This window comes from Azospirillum canadense (assembly GCF_025961225.1).
Classification (GTDB): Bacteria; Pseudomonadota; Alphaproteobacteria; order Azospirillales; family Azospirillaceae; genus Azospirillum; species Azospirillum canadense.
On sequence record NZ_JAOQNG010000009.1, the window covers coordinates 207897 to 229052 of the forward strand.

19 protein-coding genes and 4 pseudogenes are annotated in these 21156 nt (G+C 66.6%); 7 read left to right on the forward strand and 16 right to left on the reverse strand.

Annotation, left to right across the window (positions count from 1 at the left end):
- Nucleotides 1-67: 67 nt before the first annotated feature.
- The 7 genes from M2351_RS35395 to M2351_RS35425 form a co-directional block, all read right to left on the reverse strand.
- Complete coding sequence (locus tag M2351_RS35395; RefSeq protein WP_264660679.1) at nt 68-778, reverse strand: IS6 family transposase; 711 nt, start codon at nt 776-778, stop codon at nt 68-70.
- A gap of 257 nt (nt 779-1035) precedes the next feature.
- Nucleotides 1036-2547, reverse strand: coding sequence for a PAS domain-containing sensor histidine kinase (locus tag M2351_RS35400; RefSeq protein ID WP_319801960.1), 1512 nt, complete (start codon nt 2545-2547; stop codon nt 1036-1038).
- Between the two features lie 109 nt (nt 2548-2656).
- Nucleotides 2657-2866 carry a dodecin family protein gene (locus M2351_RS35405; protein WP_264660681.1) on the reverse strand — a complete coding sequence of 70 codons (210 nt, stop codon included), beginning with the start codon at nt 2864-2866 and terminating at the stop codon, nt 2657-2659.
- 368 nt (nt 2867-3234) lie between these two features.
- The gene (locus M2351_RS35410) at nt 3235-3858 is read right to left on the reverse strand and encodes a 2OG-Fe(II) oxygenase (protein WP_264660682.1); all 624 of its coding nucleotides are present in this window, start codon (nt 3856-3858) and stop codon (nt 3235-3237) included.
- Between the two features lie 88 nt (nt 3859-3946).
- The gene (locus tag M2351_RS35415) at nt 3947-4114 is read right to left on the reverse strand and encodes a hypothetical protein (protein ID WP_264660683.1); all 168 of its coding nucleotides are present in this window, start codon (nt 4112-4114) and stop codon (nt 3947-3949) included.
- A gap of 543 nt (nt 4115-4657) precedes the next feature.
- Nucleotides 4658-6220: a hypothetical protein gene (locus tag M2351_RS35420; protein WP_264660684.1), complete on the reverse strand. Its 1563-nt coding sequence runs from the start codon at nt 6218-6220 to the stop codon at nt 4658-4660.
- A gap of 56 nt (nt 6221-6276) precedes the next feature.
- Complete coding sequence (locus M2351_RS35425) at nt 6277-7002, reverse strand: hypothetical protein (protein ID WP_264660685.1); 726 nt, start codon at nt 7000-7002, stop codon at nt 6277-6279.
- 254 nt (nt 7003-7256) lie between these two features.
- On the opposite strand from M2351_RS35425, the gene M2351_RS35430 reads away from it, so the two are divergent.
- The gene (locus tag M2351_RS35430) at nt 7257-7502 is read left to right on the forward strand and encodes a HigA family addiction module antitoxin (RefSeq protein WP_264660737.1); all 246 of its coding nucleotides are present in this window, start codon (nt 7257-7259) and stop codon (nt 7500-7502) included.
- A gap of 55 nt (nt 7503-7557) precedes the next feature.
- On the opposite strand, the gene M2351_RS45030 is transcribed toward M2351_RS35430, so the two are convergent.
- On the reverse strand, nt 7558-8082 hold the full coding sequence (locus M2351_RS45030; protein WP_319801961.1) for a DinB/UmuC family translesion DNA polymerase: 525 nt from the start codon (nt 8080-8082) through the stop codon (nt 7558-7560).
- 8 nt (nt 8083-8090) lie between these two features.
- Here M2351_RS45030 and M2351_RS35440 point away from each other — a divergent pair, with 8 nt between their 5' ends.
- Nucleotides 8091-8549 carry a transposase gene (locus M2351_RS35440; protein WP_264660687.1) on the forward strand — a complete coding sequence of 153 codons (459 nt, stop codon included), beginning with the start codon at nt 8091-8093 and terminating at the stop codon, nt 8547-8549.
- 63 nt (nt 8550-8612) lie between these two features.
- On the opposite strand, the gene M2351_RS35445 is transcribed toward M2351_RS35440, so the two are convergent.
- Both M2351_RS35445 and M2351_RS35450 read right to left on the reverse strand, forming a co-directional pair.
- The gene (locus tag M2351_RS35445; RefSeq protein ID WP_264660688.1) at nt 8613-9107 is read right to left on the reverse strand and encodes a hypothetical protein; all 495 of its coding nucleotides are present in this window, start codon (nt 9105-9107) and stop codon (nt 8613-8615) included.
- Nucleotides 9108-9541: 434 nt separating this feature from the next.
- A pseudogene (locus M2351_RS35450) lies at nt 9542-10501 on the reverse strand (IS481 family transposase).
- A 278-nt stretch (nt 10502-10779) separates the two neighbouring features.
- Between M2351_RS35450 and M2351_RS35455 the strand changes: the two are divergent.
- Nucleotides 10780-11220 carry a hypothetical protein gene (locus M2351_RS35455; RefSeq protein ID WP_264660689.1) on the forward strand — a complete coding sequence of 147 codons (441 nt, stop codon included), beginning with the start codon at nt 10780-10782 and terminating at the stop codon, nt 11218-11220.
- 126 nt (nt 11221-11346) lie between these two features.
- On the opposite strand, the gene M2351_RS35460 is transcribed toward M2351_RS35455, so the two are convergent.
- Both M2351_RS35460 and M2351_RS35465 read right to left on the reverse strand, forming a co-directional pair.
- Nucleotides 11347-11895, reverse strand: a complete 549-nt coding sequence (locus tag M2351_RS35460; RefSeq protein ID WP_264660690.1) for a hypothetical protein — start codon at nt 11893-11895, stop codon at nt 11347-11349.
- A 316-nt stretch (nt 11896-12211) separates the two neighbouring features.
- A complete protein-coding gene (locus M2351_RS35465) occupies nt 12212-12403 on the reverse strand; it encodes a hypothetical protein (protein WP_264660691.1) in 192 nt (63 codons plus the stop codon).
- 1368 nt (nt 12404-13771) lie between these two features.
- Here M2351_RS35465 and M2351_RS35470 point away from each other — a divergent pair.
- A pseudogene (locus M2351_RS35470) lies at nt 13772-14533 on the forward strand (IS256 family transposase); the annotation flags it as partial.
- 546 nt (nt 14534-15079) lie between these two features.
- Here the strand turns inward: M2351_RS35470 and M2351_RS45390 are convergent.
- Nucleotides 15080-15163: pseudogene (locus M2351_RS45390) on the reverse strand (hypothetical protein); the annotation flags it as partial.
- A gap of 235 nt (nt 15164-15398) precedes the next feature.
- On the opposite strand from M2351_RS45390, the gene M2351_RS35480 reads away from it, so the two are divergent.
- Complete coding sequence (locus M2351_RS35480; protein ID WP_264654291.1) at nt 15399-16598, forward strand: IS256 family transposase; 1200 nt, start codon at nt 15399-15401, stop codon at nt 16596-16598.
- Here the strand turns inward: M2351_RS35480 and M2351_RS35485 are convergent.
- Nucleotides 16562-17560 carry a recombinase family protein gene (locus tag M2351_RS35485; protein ID WP_264660693.1) on the reverse strand — a complete coding sequence of 333 codons (999 nt, stop codon included), beginning with the start codon at nt 17558-17560 and terminating at the stop codon, nt 16562-16564. The two genes, M2351_RS35480 and M2351_RS35485, sit on opposite strands and share 37 nt — an antisense overlap.
- A 311-nt stretch (nt 17561-17871) precedes the next feature.
- Between M2351_RS35485 and M2351_RS35490 the strand changes: the two are divergent.
- Nucleotides 17872-18336: pseudogene (locus M2351_RS35490) on the forward strand (transposase); the annotation flags it as partial.
- A gap of 326 nt (nt 18337-18662) precedes the next feature.
- Here the strand turns inward: M2351_RS35490 and M2351_RS35495 are convergent.
- Nucleotides 18663-18857 (reverse strand): hypothetical protein, encoded by a 195-nt coding sequence (locus tag M2351_RS35495; protein ID WP_264660694.1) that lies wholly within the window; start codon nt 18855-18857, stop codon nt 18663-18665.
- Nucleotides 18858-19112: 255 nt separating this feature from the next.
- Between M2351_RS35495 and M2351_RS35500 the strand changes: the two genes are divergently transcribed.
- A complete protein-coding gene (locus tag M2351_RS35500) occupies nt 19113-19721 on the forward strand; it encodes a hypothetical protein (RefSeq protein WP_264660695.1) in 609 nt (202 codons plus the stop codon).
- Here M2351_RS35500 and M2351_RS35505 read toward each other — a convergent pair.
- A complete protein-coding gene (locus M2351_RS35505; RefSeq protein WP_264660696.1) occupies nt 19702-21087 on the reverse strand; it encodes a DUF6880 family protein in 1386 nt (461 codons plus the stop codon). The genes M2351_RS35500 and M2351_RS35505 overlap by 20 nt on opposite strands.
- Between the last annotated feature and the right edge of the window lie 69 nt (nt 21088-21156).

Consider the following 21156-nt stretch of genomic DNA (forward strand, 5'->3'; position numbering starts at 1 on the left):
TGCGGTGCTGTCAACTTCGCGGTCGGTTGATGCACGGAGGGTTTGAACAACTCCCGTGTTCACTGGATCAGGCAGTCCGGGCAAGGCCGGTAGCCTCGCGCCAGGTGGTGAAGGCGCGAGCGCGGACGGTGCGATACTGGGAGGCGGAGATCAGGTGGCGGCGGAGCTGGAAGTGGTTGTGGATCGGACTGCGGGTGGAAAGAAATCGTTGGGCATGCCTGGCGGACTTGAACCTTTTCCTGTGTCGCTCGCGCCGTCGGGTCGGCTGATGTGATACTTCGCAGGCGTTATTCAAGTATCGGTTCTGTCGGTGTTCGCCACCGAGTTTCAGATCCTTCTTCGCGGCCGCGTATGACTTTAGCTTGTCGGTCACGATGACGCGCGGGGCGTAACGCAACCCTTTCAGCAGCTTGCGAAAGAAGCGCTTGGCCGCCTTCTTGTTGCGCCGGCTCTGGACCAAAATGTCGAGGACAACGCCGTTCTGGTCGATCGCGCGCCAAAGATAATGTTGCTTGCCGCGGATGCGGATGAAGACCTCGTCCAGCAACCACTTGTCACCCGGCCGGGGCCGACGGCGCTTGAGGGTGTTGGCGAACGCCCGGCCAAAGCGCAGCCCCCACTCGCGGATGGTCTCGTAACTGACCTCGATGCCGCGCGCAGCCAGGATCAACTCGACCTCGCGCAGGCTCAAGCTGAAGCAGTGGTACAACCACACCGCTTCATGGATGATCGCCGCCGGAAAACGAAAGCCGCGGTACAGATTGGGCGTCGTGCTCATGCCCGGCACCCTGCCATGCCAATCCGGCGGTCGGCAACCTGACAGCACCTCGGGCGTCGGCCGCACCCGCAAACGCCGCCAAGCCTACGGCCAGCATCATCGCCGAAACACTCCGCAGTCGCATTTTATCCTCCCCCACACTTCATCAGGGACGATCACCGTCCCGAAGGACAAGACGATCTCACCCAATGAGCTGTGTGGATGGTGCGATACGGCAGCAACTCTCCTTCGGCGTACCCTCTGAGCGCTGATCGCACTCACGGTTCGTTGTCGTCAAGCCGCGGAGCGCTTATCCGATCGGCGGCCGCAGCCTCGACCGCGAACACGGAACCGCGGCCGACACGCGATCGGACCGTCACGGTGTGCTGAAGGACGGCGGCGATCCGCTTCACGGTGATCAGGCCAAGCCCCATGCCACCCCGGCCGCCGTGGGCCCGCCCCTGCACCGGATGGAAGTCGTCGAAGAGGCGGGGGAGGTGCTCCTCGGGAATGCCGAGGCCGGTGTCCCAGATCTCAACGCGCACATGGGCTCCGCGCTGACGGCAGCCCACCAGGACCCCACCGTGGTCGGTGTAGCGGATCGCGTTGGCGATCAGGTTGCGCACGAGGCGCTCCAGCAGCAATGGGTCGCTGCGCACCGTTCGATCGGCGGACACGAGCCGCAGGTCGAGGCCCCGGTCCGCCGCCTGGGGGGCGAAGTCATCATACAGCCGCCCGAGCATGGGGCCGAGCGGAACCGGGCCGACCTTGGGCACGACGGCTCCCGCCTCCAGCTTGGACAGGTACAGAAGGTCGTCGAGCAAAGCGATCGCCGAGGTCAAGGCCGTCTGTGCCTTGTGCACGAGGCTCAGCAGCGCGGGCTCGGTGACGCGATGTTCGAGCAGGCCCGTGAACAGGGCGGTGGCCTGGAGCGGCTGCCGCAAGTCGTGGCTGGCCGCCGCGATCAACCGCGTCCGCGCCGCGTTGGCGCGCTCGGCTTCCCGCTTGGCCGCGATGAGCTGATCTTCCGCCCGCTTGCGCTCGGCGACATCGATCGCGATGACGATGATGCCCAGGATATCGCCGGCCTCGGAGCGCAGCGGCAGCTTGATCTTCTCCATCAGCATCGGCGTTCGGGACGGGATTGGCACGAACGGCTCGGTGAGCACCAGCGTCCGCCCGGTCCGCAGCACCTCCTCGTCCTCACGGCGCAACAGCGCGGCCACGTCCGGCGTGCAGAAGTCGGCGTCCGTGCGGCCCACGACGATGTCCGGAGTGCGCACGCCGCAGGCGAGGGCGAACGCCCGGTTACAGCCGAGATAGCGGGACTGGCAGTCCTTCCAGAGGATCCAATGCGGCAACTGGTCGATGACCGTGCGCAGCATCGTTTCGCTCTGCCGCTGCCGAGCTTCGGCTTGTCGCCGTGCGGTGATGTCGCGAGCGTGGACGACAACCTCGGCCACCTTTCCCGAGGGCGCGATGACCGGTTCCAGGGAGATGTCGAAGCAGCGTTCGCCGACCGTCCGTTCCACATGCAGAGACCGGCCTCCCGCGCCGATGGTCTTGAGGGCCCATCGCAAATTATCGGCATCGTTGGAGGACAGGGCATCGAAGATGCTGCGCCCCGGCACGCTTGCCTCCGTCCGGCCGAGGAATGCGGCCGCCGCAGCGTTGACCAGCCGGATGGTGCCGTCCACGCGCAGCACCAGCACCGGGTCCTGGAGCGCGTTGAGCGCCGTGCATGCCACCGCATCCATCGCCACCTCCTTAACCGCCCTGTCCTCAGGCATGCCTACTGTGGCAAAAATCGACGGACCGAGAAGATTCGCCTCCCCGGAGCCGGTCAGGGGAGAGGGAACCGGCGGAGCGCGCCCTGTGCGGGCACGCTCCGCAGTCGGGCTATTCCTTGCCTTCCAGAGCGAAGGTGATCTTGGCGTTGATGCGGTAGCTCGTGATCTTGTTGTTCTCAACCTTCGCCTCGAACTCCTTGACGTAGATCGATGATATGCCCCGCACTGTCTCCGTCGCTTGGCGCAGAGCGTTTTGCGCGGCTTCCTCCCAGCTGTTGGGCGACTCCGCAAGCACCTCAACGACTTTCAGCATCGTCATGGCGTTTCCTCCAGGATTGCCTTGGCCCAAGATTAGGCGGCACGCATCACGCATGCACAAGACCAACAACTCGGGCCGGCTTCTGCTGCTGGGGGCCACGGCATGCCCCCCCGATCTTATGCGAACGACCTGCACATCAGACGAACATTCCGTTATTCTGCTCTCCAAGCAGGTCTGCTGGTGCCTTCTTCTTATGGAGTGCGTGTGGCAATTGGCCGCGTTTGCTGCAATGGACAGCGGCCACGGCTCCGGGGCCAAGCCCGCCGTTGGTGACCGGTTTCCCGCTGTGCCGCGCCATGTTTCAGAAAAGTTCCCGGTGGGCGATGAACGAAGCGCCGTTTGCCATTCCGCCCAGGCGGGAGATGTCCCTACGCGCGGTTGCCCATGAAGCCCTTCGCCCAGACGCCCAGACGATGGCGCCATTGCTCCTGCCAGACGTAGGCGCCGCCCTTGACCCAGTTCATTTGGACGGCTCGGCGCGGCCCCTCAAACGGCGGGTGCCCATGCCAGGAATGGTCGGAGCGGCGGAAGCACAGCAGCGTCCCGGCCTCGGGCGGCACCTCGGCAGCATAGTCCTCCAGGTTTGGCGAACGCAGCACGCGCAGGCGGCCGCCGGACGCCTCCCAGGGCGGGTTCATGTAGATCAGCACCGTAATGATCTTGCTGGCCGAGTCCGTATGGATTTTGCCGTCGGTGGCGCGGCACTGACCACGCACGGTGAACATGGTCGGGTAGGGCGAGAGGTCGAGGCCGAACTTCTCCGAGAACGCCTGCCGCATCTTCGGCCCGCGCAGTTCCTCGATGAAGGCGGCGAAGGCCGGGCCGTGCGGATAGACGTCGAGCGGGATCGATCCCGGCCTGTCCACCTGGGGGTAGTCGCGGTTGATCGCGGCCAGGTGCTCGGCCTTGACAAAGCCCGGCACGCACAGGAATTCGTACGGCTCCCGGTTCAGCGGCGTGGCGCGGAACGTGTCGAGGTCGAGCATGGTCATGGCGCGGGATCCGCTCCGTCAGATCAGGATGTCAGGGAAGCACAAGTCATCGCGAACGTGCTACTCCAGACCGCAGGGCTGTTCACCGCTATATGACGCGGCATTGTAGGAGGGCATTCAGGCCGCGGATGGACAGGCGATATCGGGCATCGCGAACGTTCTCGACGCCATTGGCGCGGGTGATGTTGGCGGCAAAGGATCGGATGCGGGCCAGGATGCCAAGGTTCTTGCCTACGCGGGAGGCGTCCTCGGCCATGGTGACGCCGCGGTGGTCGTGGGTGCGGTTTACATCCCCAGTGCCCGCGGATGGCCTCGGAGGCTACGGCCCTAGTGACGGAAGCGCCGCTGACGCGGACTGCCGCCGCGTCGGCTCGCGCGGTTCACAGTCCGGAACGCGACAACCGGTCTATGCGCTCGCGTCGGACGCACCGCCGCGTCAGGCGTTTCCAGAATCGTTTGTATTACTGACCATCGGCCTATTGATGCACAGAAAGAAGGCCGCTAGACAGATGTCCGCGGCCTGAGTCAAGGGAGGAAACGCCCAAGAATGGGCACGTCGCGCAAAGCGACACCGGATCATGTGATGCTGCGCCGCACCAAATCCAGCCCTCGCGGGGCTGGATTTTGCGTTTCGGGGTGCGCTGTCGCCAAAACGCTACAGCCCAGACCGCTCCCCCGACCGGCAAAAAGTTGTGCCCACGTCGGCGTGTTGCAGCGAGGCGAGCAGGGTAAGAGATCGCCCCAGGCGGAAACGTAACACCGTCCGGAGGGGTATCCGCTTGCGCCGGTTGAAGCGCGATCACCGAGCGCATTTGTCCGTGATGACCGGCGCGTCGTAGAGGCCGAGGACGTCGACCGCGCTGTCGTCCGGGCGATGGTAGCGGCGCACCAGCTGGCGCGCCTGAAAGCTCACGCAGCCGACCACTTCGGGAGGACCGGCGTCCGCAACGCCTTCGGAGTCCAGGGCATAGTGCTGGGCGGGATCGCCGATGTAAGGCTGCCCGATGTCGACGCCGTCGCGCGTGCGCTGCATGACCGGGAACGACGCGAGGATGCCGTCGGCGTGCTGCCAGCCGACCTGCCGCTCGCCGTGCTGAATGAGCTTCTGCGGATCGATGTCGGGCAGGCATTGCGTGATGGGAGAAAACATCTCGACCGCGTTCTCGCCGCCGCCCTGCCGCCGCACGCCATAACGGACCATCGGCCAGGACACACCGCCCGCCATGTCGTCGTAATACTGCCCGGCGCACGCCCGGGCGTCCTTCTCGACCGTTCCCTCGGGCACCCCCCAAGGACCGCAGGGAAGCAACTTGCGGTAAGTCGAAGCGTCGGCGTCGGTCTGCACGTGGATCTCGCTCATGGTGACTCCCCACACGTTGCCCATGAAGCCATCCATGGCGCCGGAGCACGCCCGCGCCTGGTGGTTGAGCGTGACCGGAATCGGGTGGAGGCAGGGGGTGAGGCCGCGGTAGACGCCGTCCGGCGTCGTCCAGCCGTAGCGTTGCGCGGCCGTGCTCGATCCCCCTTGGCCACCGGGCGCGATGACGGGTCTTTGGACGCAGCCGCCGATGGTGATTCCGAAAGGCGCGCTTGGCCGCTGCTGGTCGGGCAAGCAGCTCTGGATCTGCAGGAGCGGGCCGTTGTCGCCGAGTGGACGGTAGACCAGGCGGTAGGCGGGATAAATCTTGTCCTGGTCGGCCGGCATCCAATCGCAGCCGCGGTAATCGCGCTCGATGCGCCAGAGGCCGGCGCCGACGTCCGGTGAGCAGTCGTTGTACAGGGTCCGTCCTTTGGCGTCGCTCTTGTAGGTGCGCGTCTGCGCGACCACGGCCCCGCGCGAGTAATGGACGAGGTCGGGGCAGCCACCGCGCACGCGCTGGTCCAGCGACGCGGCGAAGCCGGGAATGCCGGCGCGCAAGGCGTCGATGTCGCCCACCACGGTCAGGGCGGTTCCGCCGGGCACGATGGTATCGCGCGGCGCGCGAGCGCGGCTGACCAGGGCGGCGCTGAGCGCGCCCTCCTGGCCGGCCCGCCGCGTCCACAGGATGGTCGCCGAGACGCTGCCGTCGGCGGCCGCCGCGAAGGTCACCGAGCCGGACAGGCGAATGGGCGTGCCGTCCGCGGCGCCGCCGGCGAGCGCCCCGGTCGCGTCGCCACGATAACCGGCGCGCAGCGTGAGTGGTGTTTCCAAGGTGATCTTGGCCTGGGTCTCCAGGGCCGCCGACCCGGTGAGCGGCGGGAAGCTGTCCGCCGGCAGGCCCAAAGGCTGGGAGGCGCGCACCGGTGCCGCGCCGGCCAGCGGGCCGGCGAGGAGGAGGGCGGACAGGAGGGCGCTGAGGGCGAACCGGGGCCAGGAGGGCATGCGGGGTTTCCTTGGGCGCGGAGAATGGCGCGGCACGATGGAGACGGGCGGTGGGGTCAGCGCGCGAGCCCGCCGCCCCGCCCGCCGCCGACCCCGGTGCCGCCAAGTCCGGCGGCCGCTTGGGTCCTGCAGGCGGCGATCAGCGCCTGCAGGGCATCCGACGGCTGGATGCCTTTGGCGGTCATCGCCTGCAGGCCGGCCTCCAAGCCGTCGTCCAAGGCGGCCACACGGTCCGCCGGTGCGCTGCCCGTGGCCAGCAAGCCCTTGATCATCTCGGCGGTGACGGCGATGGCGGCGACGATGGCGATCGGCAGGCGGTCCTGCATCAGGTCCAGAAGGCGACGGCGGTCGGCTTCTTCACGGACCGTGATCGCTTCCGCTCGGTCGCGCGCGTTGCGGTGGGCCTCGACGATGGCCGCGAACACCCGGTCGCGCGCGCCGGTCGGATCGATCGGCTCCCCTTTGGCGATGCGCTCGATGATGGCGCGCGCGTCGGCGTGCGCCGGGCCGGGTTCCGCGCCGCCGACAAGCGCCCGCGGGGGTGCCAGAAGGAGGTGGGTCGCGATATCGCGCGCGAAAGCCGCCCAAGCCTCGTCGGCGCCCTCGGCCACTTTGTCGAGCGCGCCGACGAGCAGAAACGTCTGCTGGAACGGCGTCTTCGCGTCGGTCTGATCCAATACCCGGCGCAGAGCGTCCGGGCGGAGGGGTTGCGGCCGCTCCGCCGGCGTGTCCGGAGAAACGGTCGCCGTGGCGTCGTCGCCGTTCTGGAGCTGGAACACCATGCCTTTCCTCTTGCACTTTCCCGCGTCCGTCCTCACCGGCGCAGGGCATCGTAACATCGGTTGTTTCCGTGGTCACGATCGCAACGAAAAGGGAATTACAATCGACGGACAGGCCGCGGTGAGCGGTAACGGGTTTGCGAAAGTCTGATCGTCTGCCAGCTGGTTGGGCGGGGAGCCCTCAAGTGCGATAAGGTTAATTCTGGAAAACCTGGGCCGGGCACCGGAAGCCGCCGTTACGAGAGAGGTAACAAAAGATTTCCGTTACCGACTTGGCCGATGCGCTCGACATAAGCCGCAAGCACGCCAGCCAGATCATCAACGGGCACACGCGCATCGAGCCGATGATGGCGGTGCGGCTGTCGCGCGTGCTCGGGACGACGCCGCGCTTCTGGCTCAATCTGCAGGCTTCTGTCGACGAATGGGATGCCAACGTCGAACTCGCCGATTGGCAACCTCGCACGACCTTTGCTGCACCTGGCCCGACCAATCATCCCGTGTAGATGAACCCTCCCGCCCCTGCTTGAGCTGGCGCTCAGGGAAGCCTCCTCAAGCGAGTTACGGACTCCCGGAGAATCCGAACGGGTCAGGCTCCGGGTCCTCCGCCGGGTTGGTCAGGTCCGTGCAGCCGACGCCGATGAGCCGGAAGGCACCACCATCGGCCTCAGATTCCAGAATTTCGTCGGCGACCCGAAGAATGTCAGCGGCCGAACGGGTCGGCTCGACGCGGCAGGAGCGGGTGAACTGGGTGAAGTCGGCGGCTTTGAACTTGACCACGACACTGCGGCCGAGCACCCCTTCCCGCGCCATGCGGCGCTCCACCTTGTTCGCCAACGGCCGCAGCTCTTCCCGCGGCGCCGCGGCCGTCGACACGTCCCAGTCGAAGGTCGTTTCCGCGGAAATCGATTTGCTGGGACCTTCCGGCTCGACCCTCCGGTTGTCCTCGCCGCGTGCAAAGCGGTGCAGCGTTGGGCCGAAACTTCCGTACCGCCTTGGCCAGCCAAAGCTCGTCCTTGCTCTGCAGTTCGCCGACGGTGGTGATGCCGTCGGCCCACAGCTTCCGCTCCAACGCCGGGCCGACACCCCCCAGAATGATGACCCGCTTCGGCGCTCGCAGGGCGGCGGCCTCGGCCCGGCCGACCATCAAGAAGCCGCGCGGCTTGTCCGCCCACCTCGTGGCTTGGGCCGGGGTGTGCCCCGGCAACTACGCCAGCACCGGCCGTAAGCGTAGCGCCGGATGCCGGCGCGGCAATCTCCACCTCAAGACCGCCCTGGTCGGCGCCGCCAAGACCGCGGTGCGCACCAGGGACAGGAACTGGAAGGCCAAGCACCACACGCTCAAAGCGCGCCGCGGCGCCCTGCGCGCGCCGCTGGCGATCGCCCACAAGGTCTTGATCGCCGCCTATCACATGCTCGCCGCGCATCAAACGTATAAGGACCTGGGCGAAGATCACCTAAACCACGTCGATCAGAAACGCGCAGCCCGCCGGCTCGTCCAGCACCTCGAAAGCCTCGGCTACGAGGTCGTCGCGACGCCCAAGGCCGCTTGAACCGGGAGCGCCCCATGCATCGCGGCCCACCCGACCGAGGGATTTTCATGGCAGTGTCCGTTGCTACTCGCCTCCCAGGTGGCACCAAATCGCCCACAGATGCCGGGAGTCGGCCAACGCTCGGTGCTGCCGGGGTGCCATTTGGCTGGCTGCGGTGATGGCCGCCTGCACGGCAGTCGCGTCGGCGCCGACTAGGCGCAGGAGATCCGTAAAGGGCCGCACGTTCAGTGACGCCGGCGGGCTGGCCCATTCCAGAAGGCGGGCCAGCCATTGGCTGTCGATCACAGCGGCGTCGGTGTAGAGCAACACGTCGGCGAGCTGTGCGGCGGCCCGATCAGCGACATAAGCTGCCGACCACCCTTCATGTTCCAGCCACGCGTGGGAGAGACCGTGAAGCGCTTCCGCAGCAGCATCCCACCCCGCGGCCGTCCACTCGTCGGGTGGACAGATCAGCCACGCTTCGCCGGTTCCATCGGCAAAGGTCCATCCGACTTCCACAGGATAGGAGCCAGGGCCGAAACCAGAGGCCTCGATGTCGAGAAAGGCAAGCCGCATCATGGTGGGACTATAACATCAGGGCAACCACGGGCAAGGCGATGCACGGCAGGCGGCGCGCGCCCGCTAACGCCGGGGCTCACCTAATTTCCGCCCGCTGCTCGGCCCGAACGGCAATGGTCCTGCCGGCACACTCATCGCCACGGATTCAGACGGGGCGGGCATCACGGGCTTTGGACCGGCACCGTCAAATCGTTGGCAGTGGGGGTGATGGGCGGCGCAGTTTGACCAAAGACGGCCGGCGGACCGAGTGATCACGCGGCCAGAGGCACGCCGGCCACCTCGGCCCAGGCGGAGAAGGCCTGGGCGTGGGCAGCTCGGAACTCGGAGGCGGTGAGGTGATCGCGGCGGAGGTGGACAAGGTTGTTGATCGGGTCATGGATGGAGAGGAAGCACTGCACCTGCCGCGGTGATTTAAAGTGTAGGGTCTGGGCACATCATTTCAGGGCCGCCAAGGTTGCATCGACGGCGTAGTTGGCGGTTCGGATGCGCTCTTTGGTCGGATCATAGGCGGCCTCGACCTCGTCGCGGAGCGGGGTTTTGGGAGAAAGTTCACAGACGCGGTCGATGGGCGTTTTGCCATTCAAGGCACTGTGTGGGCGATGCCAATTCCAAAAGTGCTGCCATTCGGCGAGGCGCTCCTGAAGGTCGGGCGCGCGCGGGTCCACGGTCGTCCAGAACTCTTCCAGGTCGGCCCGTTGGGTACGTTCAACCTTGCCGTTGAGATGCGGCGAGCGCGGTTTGGTGGGGCGGAACTTGATGGCCCAATCCATGAGCTGGCGCTGGACCTTTTCCGCGAAGGACTCCAGTCCGCGGTCGGTTGGCAGGCGCTGAATGGCGAAGGGCATTTCCTCCACGACGCGCTCCAAAAAGGCCAGCGTGTACTTGGCGCTGCGGCGCGGGTAGACGGCAAGCACCTTGTAGCGGGAACCGTCGTCGATCGCGGTGTACTGCTAGACGCCCGGAGCAATCTTGCAGGTGTCCATCTGCACGCGATCGCCGGGGATCGGGCGGGTGTAGCGCTTGACGCCTTTGCGGGGCAGCTTGCGGCGTTGCAAGTGCTGCGCGCCGTGGCGCACCAGCACCCGGTGGAGCGTATCGAGGGACAAGGTCAGCCCGTGCTGCCGGATCAGTTCATGGCGCAGTTGCTTGATGCCGAGCTGGCGTGTGCGGCGCAGGTCGAGGATCAACGCCTCCTGCTCCGCAAAGACCTTCTGGCTCACTTGCCGCCGGGGACGGCGGCTCTCGTCCTCCAGCCCCGCGAGCCCAGCGGCCTGATAGCGGCGCCACCATTTGCGCAGGGTCGGCCGGGAGATGCCGCAGCGCCGACAGACGAGCCCGGCATCGCCAAGCTGCTCGTACAATCGGACCCACCCGAGCCGGGTTTTGACGTCCATCCGTCGCCTCCGCGAGATCGGTCTTCACGGCCGCCGGAGGGTGGCTTGGACGCGGTCGTCGCCGTCAAGCCCTGCGCCTGCGGCGCACCGCTGCGCGGCTATGGGGCTTGACCGCGCCGCCGCTCCAAGCCGGGGCTCAGCAGCCGCGAATGCCTTTTTGAGTGTTTCACGCCCAACGCGACAGGACTTCTGTCGGCTTACTCCGCGCGTCGGTTGTCGCCGCAACCATCGGACGAGCGGCGTTGATAACGTGGTCGGTTGCTCACGCCGGAAAGTGAATGGATGTCACCGAACTCCACAGAATTCCTGACAGACCCGATTCCGACGCCCTCTCCGCCGACACCGCCAAGCTCCTCTATCGCGCCATCCTCATCGCCGACCGCCGCGAAGCCCTCCGCGCCCAGGCCTTCGCCGCCGCGATCGACGCCGGCCCCCTGCCCGACGACGAGCACCTCCGCACCCTCGCCGATGACCCGACCTGGGGCCTCACCGACCCCATGACCGAGTGGACACTCGCCATCACCCCGGCCCACGACCATGGCCTGTCCTGTTTCATGACGGTTGATCCATTCGTGTCGAACCCGACACCACGCACTCGCGCACCCGCTCGCGCCGGCCGCGCTATTCTCTCAACGGCGGAATCGTCCCATCCTACCCATCCGGCGGCCCTCGCAGGACACCATCGTCCGCCACATCCCCATAGTGCCGCCGCTCCATAATCCGATCCCAGACGGGCCTGCCGTCCAGCCCAGGCACCACAGCCGCACCGGATGTCCCCTCATCGCCCCGCGACGCCACCACCTCCACCACCACCCTCGCGCGAGGCTTAGGCTTCGGCCCCAACGTCAGCCCCCCGCCCACGCTCCCGCCAGCTCCCGCCCCCGCCGTTCCGACACCCATACCCCCCGGCGCGCGCGCCACCTCATCCCGCTTCGCCGTGACCACGCCGCCACCATCCGCCGCCCGCCCAGCGCCGCCCGCCACCCATCCGACGCCTCCCGTACCCCCAGGGGCTCCGCCCCCGCCCCAACACCATTCCCGTCCCCCGACGCGCACGCCCGCTTGATGGCGCGCCACGTCCCCCGCCCGGCCCGCTTGTCACGCTCGGTTTTATAGAGACACATGACGGTCTTCACGGACCAAGCCGCTCCACCGGACAGCGGCACCCGCGACTGCTTCAGAAGGGCGACGATGTGCTTCCACTTCCAGCCAGCGGCCCGCATCGTCGTGATCTCATCGTACAGGCGTTGTATCCAGCGCGCCGCCCCCATCCCATCGCGAGATGGCTTCTGCGGGCTGGCGGGAGGCGTGAACTGTCGCGCCAGTGCCACGAAGCGCTCAGTGACCACCTCCGCGGCTTTCTCCTCGTCCACTCGGCTCGGACCACCAGCCACGCAACCCCTCCGCGCCTTGCACGGGCGGCGCTCGATTGCTCCGCCACCCATTTTTCCCATAACCCACTCCCCTTCGGCCTCGCAGCACATTTCACGTCGCGTGGTCGCACTCTCCACTCGCCTGCGTGGTCGTGCGTGGTCGCTCCGTTGTCGCGCCTGTGGTCGCGCGTGGTCGCGCCCGTTGTCGCTCGCGTGGTCGCACCCGTTGTCGCTCGCGTGGTCGCCTGTGTCGCGCGTGGTCGCATCGTAGTCGGCACGTGGTCGGCGCACGGTCGCCACCGTAGTCGCATCGTTGTCGCGCTCCACAGGCGCCGCCTCAGTTGGCCTCCTCCACCACGTCCATCGCCACGCCGCGCCCCATCTCCGTCCGTACTTTCTCCACCAACGCGTGCATCAACCGCCCCCCCAGAATCGCCCGCGCGCGGCGCCTTCGGCGCCGCGTTTGGTCGCCCACGCCTCGCCTCCAGCCCAGCGCCAACTGCGCCACCTCCTCACGACGCCGCGTCACGCCACACCGCCGGTGCAAGCGCGTGGACAGCCACCACACGCATTTTCACCAAGATCAACGTCTTCGCCTGAATCGGCTCGACGTCATAACGCGCATCGCTTCAGCAACGGACGGCCTCAACCTGGCTCCATCACGCCACCAACGCGGCCGCTTCTCGCCTTCTCAGCGCGCTGATCAGCACGTCGCAACGGCACAGGCGTCAGCGTCTCCAGACCGTGTCAACACGTTGATCGGCCTGCATTTTCGCGACGTCGCAAGGTCGCAGGTTCACCATCTCCAGCACGACATCATCACAGCCAACCAGCACGATCGCGCAGTCACAGATCAGCGCATCAGGGCGCCATTTATGCATCTGCAGCGCAGGTCGCACGCGGCATCAGCGCCAGGTGGCGCTGTGTCAGGTCACGGCTCATGAAAAGCACGCCACGTCTGGGCAGGCACAGCGTCGGCACCGTTCAATCAAGCGACAGCGGCACAGGTCACGCATCGTCAACGCCAGCCTCGCTCGGTCAGGTCACGTCTCGCGGGCAGCGCGCCAGCTACTCGGAGTTGTGCGGAAGCGGCGAGGAGGCGGGAGGTGGCGGCCTACGGCATTGGTCATCACACCTGTGCATCAATTTGCACGGACTTTCCGGGTAAGTTCTCTTAAGATTCCAATAATTTCAAAGCATTAACGGATTTTTGGCAGGAGCTGCGATAGCCCAGGCGCTCTGGAACATGCAAAAAAAATGGTGCAGCGCTCTGCTTGAACAACTTGTACGTAGGAGCGAGCCAAGCTTTTGAGTTTATAGGGTTTTTTCTTTGTCAGGAAAACCCCTGCATATTGATGCACAGGTGTGACGATCAAGAAGAGGACACGACCTGCACCATAGACTGCTTCCATTGCGCACAAAGCCGCCCAGCGGTGATGCGCGCCCTGCCCTGCGTTGTCGCACCGTCGTCCACCCATGGCTGCCCGCTGTCGCGACTTGGTAGCGCGTTGTCAGCCCCGTTGTCCTATTGTCTGCCCCGCCTCCCACCCCATGCAGCTCTTCGCTCAAGCCCTATCACCATCCGCCACTTCCGTGACCCGGACGCGGGACTGCCAAGAGTTTGGGGGTGTTGTGCCGGGCAGGCTATGATCGGTCGGGTCTGTCACCGTCAAGGGATCGGGAATGGGGTGGGTGTTGTGCGGTAACGTCCAGCGGCGTGGTGGAAAAAGCGCTCATGAAGGATCGGGCTGGGGCCGGGCGAAGCCCTCCCATAGCGTAGCCCGGCCCCAGCCCGATCCTCCGCCCCGCAGGCGGTGTGTTCGGTGACAGGATGTGGTCATCGCGCATCTTCGGTAAGGTCAAGTTGCGACACGCGATCACAACCAAGGACACGACGATGACCGACGACAGAATGGCACTGATCGAGCAAATCCAGAAGAGCACGGACGGCGATTTCCTGCGCGCCGTCGCCGAGCACACGCTGCACCGGCTGATGGACTTCGAGGTCGAGGCGCTGATCGGCGCCGCCCGGCACGAGCGCAGCGACACGCGCACCACCTACCGCAACGGCTCGCGCCCGCGCCAGCTCGACACCCGGCTCGGCACGCTGGACCTGAAGATCCCCAAGCTGCGCCAGGGCAGCTATTTCCCGGCCTTTCTGGAGCCGCGCAAGACCGCGGAGAAGGCGCTCACCGCGGTCATCCAGGAAGCCTGGATTCAGGGCGTCTCCACGCGCAAGGTCGATGACCTGGTGCAAGCGCTGGGCATGACCGGCATCTCCAAGTCCCAGGTCTCGGCGCTGTGCCAGGACATCGACACCCGCGTGCAGTCCTTCCTGGAGCGCCCGCTGGAGGGCGAGTGGCCGTACCTCTGGCTGGATGCCACCTACCTGAAGGTCCGCCAGGACGGCCGCATCGTCTCGATCGCCGCGATAATCGCCACCGGCGTCAATCAGGATGGCCGCCGCGAAATCCTCGGCCTCGGGCTGGGGCAGTCGGAAGCGGCCATCTTCTGGATCGCGTTCCTGCGCTCGCTGGTGCGGCGCGGGCTGCAGGGCGTGAAGCTGGTGATCTCCGATGCCCATGAGGGGCTGAAGGCGGCGATCAGTCAGGTGCTGAGCGCCACCTGGCAGAGGTGCCGTGTTCACACGATCCGAACGCAATCCACCAATCGGCTCAGCTGTCGGGTCCCGGCCGGGTGGCGGGCTGTGCAGCGGGATGACATGGCGGATCTCCAAGCTGTCGTCATGGACGATGATGCGCTCGATGACGAGTTGCAAGATGGCCTGCTTGTCAGCAAGAGAGGCGTCGTCCAGCCGTTCCCGAACACGCGCGCAGAAGGCCGTCAGCTCGCCCACGACCTCTTGCGCCTTGGCGCGTTGGCCACGTAGAACGCGCTGTTGCTGCTGTTGGTGTTCCAGCGCGCGCCGTTGGTCGGCGACCTGCTGGCGCCGCTCGGTCAACTCCTCCAAGCTGATCACCGCCGCCTGATAGGCATCAAGCAGGCGTTGGTCGGCGCGGGCAAGCCCGCCAAGGCGCCCGGCGATCCGCTGCTCGGCCCGCTGCTCCTGGGCTGCATGGTGGTCGGCCTCGTCAGCAAACTGCTGGAATTGGGCCACCAGCTGATCGGGCGCTTCGAGCAGGCCGCGGACATGCTCCCAGACCGCGCGTTCGAGATCGTCGGCGTTCACGCAGGCGCGCGGACAGGGCTGTGCACGGGCGGTTTCCAACCAGTCCTTGCCGGCGCACCGGTAGTAGCGGCGCCCGCCGGGGCGGACGGTGCCGAACATGGTGAGGCCGCAGGCGCTACACGTCAGCAAGCAGCGCAGAAGGTAAGTGTGCTTGGTGTTGTTGCGGAACGACAGGATCGCGTCCCACCGCGTGGTGTCTGAGGCGTGAGGCTGGCCCGCCGGAGCGCTCCCCCATAGCTGGCGCAGGCGGGCCGGCCGTTCGGGAGCGGCGGTCACCGTGTTCTTCGGCTAAGTTGAGGTTGCTTAACGACCATCAACCAAGACGGAGACCACGATGACCGAGGACAGGATCGCTCTTCAGGAGCTGATTGGGAAGAGCGCCGATGCCGACTTTCTGCGCGAGATGGTCGGCTTCGCCGCCCAGCGCCTGATGGAGCTGGAGGTGGAGAGCCTGTGCGGCGCCGGGTATGGCGAACGCAGCGAGGACCGCCAGACCAAGCGCAACGGCTACCGGGAGCGGACCTGGGAGACGCGCGCCGGGGCCATCGACCTGCGCATCCCCAAGCTGCGGCGCGGCTCCTACTTCCCGGCCTTCCTGGAGCCGCGCCGCACCGCGGAGAAGGCGCTAATCGCGGTGATTCAGGAGGCCTACGTGCAGGGCATCTCGACGCGCAACGTCGATGATCTGGTCAAGGCGATGGGCATGACCGGCATCTCCAAGAGCCAGGTCAGCCGCCTGTGCCAGGACATCGACGAGCGCGTGCAGGCGTTCCTGAACCGGCCGCTGGAAGGCGACTGGCCCTTTGTGTGGCTGGATGCGACCTACGTGAAAGTGCGCCAGGACGGCCGCATCGTCTCGCTCGCCGCCATACTGGCCATCGGCGTCAACAGCGATGGCCGGCGCGAGGTGCTGGGGCTCGGCCTCGGGCTGTCGGAAGCCGAGACCTTCTGGACCGATTTCCTGCGCACCCTCACCCGCCGGGGCCTACGCGGCGTAAAGCTGGTGATCGCCGATGCGCATCTCGGGCTGAAGGCCGCCGCTTCCAAGGTGCTGGGCGCCACACTTCAACGCTGTCGTGTTCATTGCATGAGGAATCTCCTCGCCTGCGTCGGCAAGGCGCACCAGACGATGGTCGCGGCCACCATTCGCACCGCCTTTGCCCAGGAGACCGCTGAGGCGGCGCATGAGCAGTGGCGCCGGGTGGCCGACAGCCTGCGGCCGCGCTTTTCCAAGCTGGCGGCGCTGATGGACGAGGCGGAGTTCGACGTGCTGGCCTACATGAAGTACCCCAAGGACCTGCGCACCAAATTGCACAGCACGAATCCTCTGGAGCGGCTGAATGGCGAGATCAAGCGGCGCACCAACGTCGTCGGCATCTTCCCTGGCGAAGGGGCGGTTGTGCGCCTCGTCGGCGCCTTGCTGCTGGAGCAGCATGATGAATGGGCGGTGGCCCGGCGCTACATGACCATGGAAAGCCTGGCCGAGCTGTGCCACCCTCACACCCCTGATCCGCTGTCCATCGCAGCGGAGTAGACCGGCGGCCTCAACCCGCCGAAGAGCACAGAGGCCCCCTCAGACACCACGCCTCGGGGCACGATCAACGACAGCGTGGCATTGCGCGCCAACTGGGCTTGCGCCCGGTCCCAGGTCTCCTGGTCGATGAGGGCCGGCACGGCGATCGGAATCCACTCCTCCTTTGGCCGGAGCCGGCGGCACCCGACGCCTGAGTAACTGGGCTTGCGCGTGCGGGGTTTCGTGGCCGGCACGTACTCATAGCGGTTCGAGTAGGCGGTGCCCGTGTAGACCGGGTCGGACAGGATGTGATGAACGGTCGAGGGCGACCAGGGACGTCGGCCGCAGCGCGGAAACCAGGGACCGAAGTTCAGGCGCTTGAGGATCTGGCGCAGGCTCATCCGCTCCTCGGTCAGCCAGCCATAGAGCAGACGGACGAGGTCCGCTTCGGCGTCATCGATGACCAGACGCCCGGGCGCCCCCTCGTGCCGCGGCAGGTAGCGGTAGCCGTAGGGGGCACGGCCCCCGACGAATTGGCCAGCCCGCGCCTTCTGGAGCTTGCCGCGGCGGAACCGCTCGCCCAGCAGGGCGCGCTCATACTCGGCCACGGCGCCCTGGATCTGCAGGAGGAGCTGATCGCCGGGATCGTCGGAGATCGCATGGTTGAGAAAGGCCACCGCGCAGCCCGCCCGGCGGAACTCTTCCAGAAGCAGTGCCTGGTAGACATAGCGCCGGGCCAGACGATCCGGGGCCAGGACGGCCACGATCTCCACCTCGCCGTCGCGCACCGCATCGCGCAGAGCATCCAGCCCCGGCCGATCGAGGCGAGAGCCGCTGTAGCCTTCGTCGCGAAAGACGTGGCGGTCGCTCAAGTCATGATCGTTGGCGCCGGCCCAGGCGCGCAGGGCGGTGAGCTGGCTGTCGATGGTCTGCTGGCGTTCCTGACGCTCGGTGGAGACGCGGGCATAGATGGCGGCGCGCATGATGCTTCTCCCTCGGTCAAGCCGGCGGTCGCCGCTGGCCGTGATTCCGCAACGGGGACGAGAAGGCGGCGGTAGGTGTCGGCCAACCGATCCGGCCCGTCGCGGGTCCGGACGAAGACGGAGTGGATGGTCCAAATCGCTGGCGTCGGGGGCTGTCGATGATGCGGCATGGGCAGACATCTCCGTAGTGGAGGTGTCCGCCAAACAGTCGGCCCCGGTGGTCACTGGCGACGGTGTCGCGATTTGGCCAGGTGCGGCCAAGCAAACGCCAGCGTGACCGTGAAGTGGATTCGGTCGATTGCGTTCGGATCGTGCATTTCCTTCGCTCGCTGCTCTGTCACGTGCCCAAGGGGCAGCAGACCGTGGTGTCGGCCGCCGTGCGCCAAGTCTTCGTGCAGCCCGACCGCAAGAGCGCCGGGGAGGTCTGGCGCCATGTCGCCGATCAGCTGCGGGCGCGCTTTCCCAAGCTGGCAGCACTACTCGACGACGCTGAGCACGACGTCCTCGCTTACATGGACTATCCCGAGGCGCACCGCACCAAGCTACACTCGACGAATCCTCTTGAACGTCTCAACAAGGAAGTCAAACGCCGCACCGATGTTGTTGGTATATTCCCAAATGAGGAAAGCGTTCGAAGGCTGGTCGGTGCAATTCTGCTGGAACAGAACGATGACTGGCAGCTCCAGCACCGTTACCTGACACTCGAAACCATGGCGGGGATCGCCGCATCCGACGAGCCCGTCATCACACCGCTCCCCTCAACAAAGGCGGCCTGAGCGACGACGCACCTGACCACCTTCCAATTTCCACCACCTTGACGGACGTGACCGTTGTGGTTGTGTGCTGATAGAGAGCGGGGTCGATGGTCCGTCGCGCGGTGTTGAAGTGCTGGCGATCGAGCGCCCCGGTGATCTAAGCAATCTGGTGGACCTCGGCCTGACGCACGCCTAGGGCAAGCGGCTCCTGACCCGGGTTCAGCAGGCAATCGTCGCGGCGCAAAGCCGCGCCCATGCCACCCGCCGGCCGCCCTGCTGGAGGTGTGGAACGGCGTGCCGGGTCAAGGACTACGGGCCCCACCGGATCGCCACCTTGTTCGGCAAGATCACGGTCCGGCTGCCGCGCTTTCGCTGTGCTCGTTGCGGTGAGGCGCAAGCCGGTGTTGGTTGGCCAACGTATAGCCGCTCGACGCCGGGATGGACGTCGAGACCTTGCGCGCCCACACCTTGAAACTCGGCAACGAACTGGTCGACACCGCGGCGACCGCGCCGGCACCTTCAGCTGCGGCGATCACGCTCACCGGGATTCGACCTTCATCCGCAGCTGTGAGGATGACCAGCGGTATCTCGAAGTCCGCCTCGGCAATGCCGAAACCTCCGAGGGAACCCGACGGGTGTTCGCCGCAGTCGCCAAGACGGACACGGCGATCGAAACGCTGATCCGGTGCACTCTCACCGAGATCGGCTAAGGCGAGGACACTGAACTGACTGCCTTCACCGACGGCTGCCCGGGGCTGCGCGCCCTACTGGTCGAGGCCGGCGTCACGGCCCCGCCGTTGCTCGACTGGTTCCACGTCGGCATGCGCCTGCAGCATGCGGAAAAGGCCGCGGGCAGCTTGCTAGGCGACACCCCGGAACGGGAGCAGGCCAAGGAACTGATCATCACGGAAGTCGAGCGCCTGCACTGGCGGATTTGGCACGGCAAGGTGGCTGACGCCCAGCTCACCCTCGAGCACATCCAGGCCGTCCTGCCAGCTTTTTACGGCGAGCGCGGGCCTGGATCCAACCGTCCCGCGTCGCGCCGGCTGTGGACCGCGTTGCACGAGATCGACCGCTTTCTCACCAGCCAGAGCGCGTGGCTGACCAACTATGCCGAGCGCCATCGCGCCGGCCTGCGGGGTGGCACCGCGCTCACCGAAGGCGCCGCCAACTTTCTGGTCAACCGCCGCATGGCCAAATCGCAGCAGATGCGCTGGTCCCGCCGGGGAGCCGATCGTCTGCTCCAGGTCCGCTGTGCCGTCATCAACGGCAAGCTCGGCTCCGGGCTCGGCCACCTCTTCAAGGCCGAAGCCGATCTCGCGTCCGAGATGGCCGTGGCGGCCTGCCCCCAATTCCTCGGCAGTCCCCTTGGGCCTCATACGGAATCTATCTGCCAACCCATTTGAGCCCAGCGGCGCTCATCCGGTCCCAAAACGACCGCTTTTGCCGGTGCTTCGCCGCGAGATGCTGGCGGTACAGCTCCTGAGACGGATGCCCTATCCAGTCCTTGATGTTGGCCGCAAGGTGCTCGGCAGCAACCAGGTCCCGGACCGCATGCTCATAGTAGGTCGATTGCGCGCGGGCGAGGACGGCGTCCGTCATCCTCCGGTACAGCAGGATTGCCGCCACCGGATGACGGCCGGACAGGGCCTTCGCCACCGGACGGAGAGTCGTATACAGGTCGCCGTTAATCGACTCGATCCGTGTCAGCACCAGACCTGCGGCGGCATCTAAGTCGAGACCGGCCAGCAGGGACATGGCGGCGTAGAGCTCGGCATGGTCGGTTGCGATATCCACGGCCTTCCGCCGGGCCTGCCCGCGCTCCTCTTGGGGCAGCCGGGACAGGTAGGCGTCGAGCGTGGGTTTCGCCAGGGTGCGACGGAACGCCGCCCAACGTGCCGCCTGCGCCTCGTCCGCGCGCCCCAGAAGGTCGAGGACCTGCACACGGAGGTCCTCGAGCTCACGCAGCTTGTGCGCCGGAACCACCGCCCGCTCGAGCCGCCCCAGCGTCTCCTCCAGACGCCCGGCCGCGATCAGGCGCTCGCAGATGGCCGCGATGGCGGCGTCCTCGGTCCCGGCAACCCGCTGCGCGGCGATGAAGGCGTCGACGTCGCCGCGCGCATCGGCGATGTCCTTGAGGCCTCGCCCCAACGCCCAGTCCTTTGAGCCGTCATGAGCCTCCGCCCGGTGCGCCAGATCGCGCCGCAGCAGGCGCTCCAGCGCATCAAGGCCGACGGAGCCGAGGGCGTCCTTGAAGGCACGGATGATGCCGCCATGGACCCCGTAGCTGTCCTTCAGGAAGATCGCAGCCACCTCATGCGCCAGCTGCACCGGATCACGGTCAGGAACCGCCGCCCAGGCACGCCCGAAATCCCCAACGGCTTGCTGCATCACACCCCCGATCTGACCGTCGGAGTCGTCGGCGCGCTCAAACACATTCCGGTCCAAACGGATAAAGCGGTCGAGCAGGGATGCCGCCGCCTTCGGGTCCCGGGGCTGCACGTTGTGGACGATGGCGTCCCGAATGCGGTCCAACTCCGAGGCCAGCGTGCGGCTGGTTCGCCAATCGAAGAAGCGGTCATCGGACCGAATACGATCAATCTCCAGAGCGAGACTCTGGACCAGGCGGTCGCCGGTCGCCCGGGACGCGACCGCCAAGCGCAGAGTCTGCCGCAGACCGGCGTCCTGCCAGGAGTGCTCGACCAGGATCTCGGCCAGCCGCCGCGCGCCGAGGGCCTCGACGTCTTCGACCGAAACCTCCGGCTCAGGCACACTCGGCGTGCATCTTGTTCTGCGTCCCACGGCTCGTCATTTCCCTGTTTCCGGCTGCTGAACGGTTCT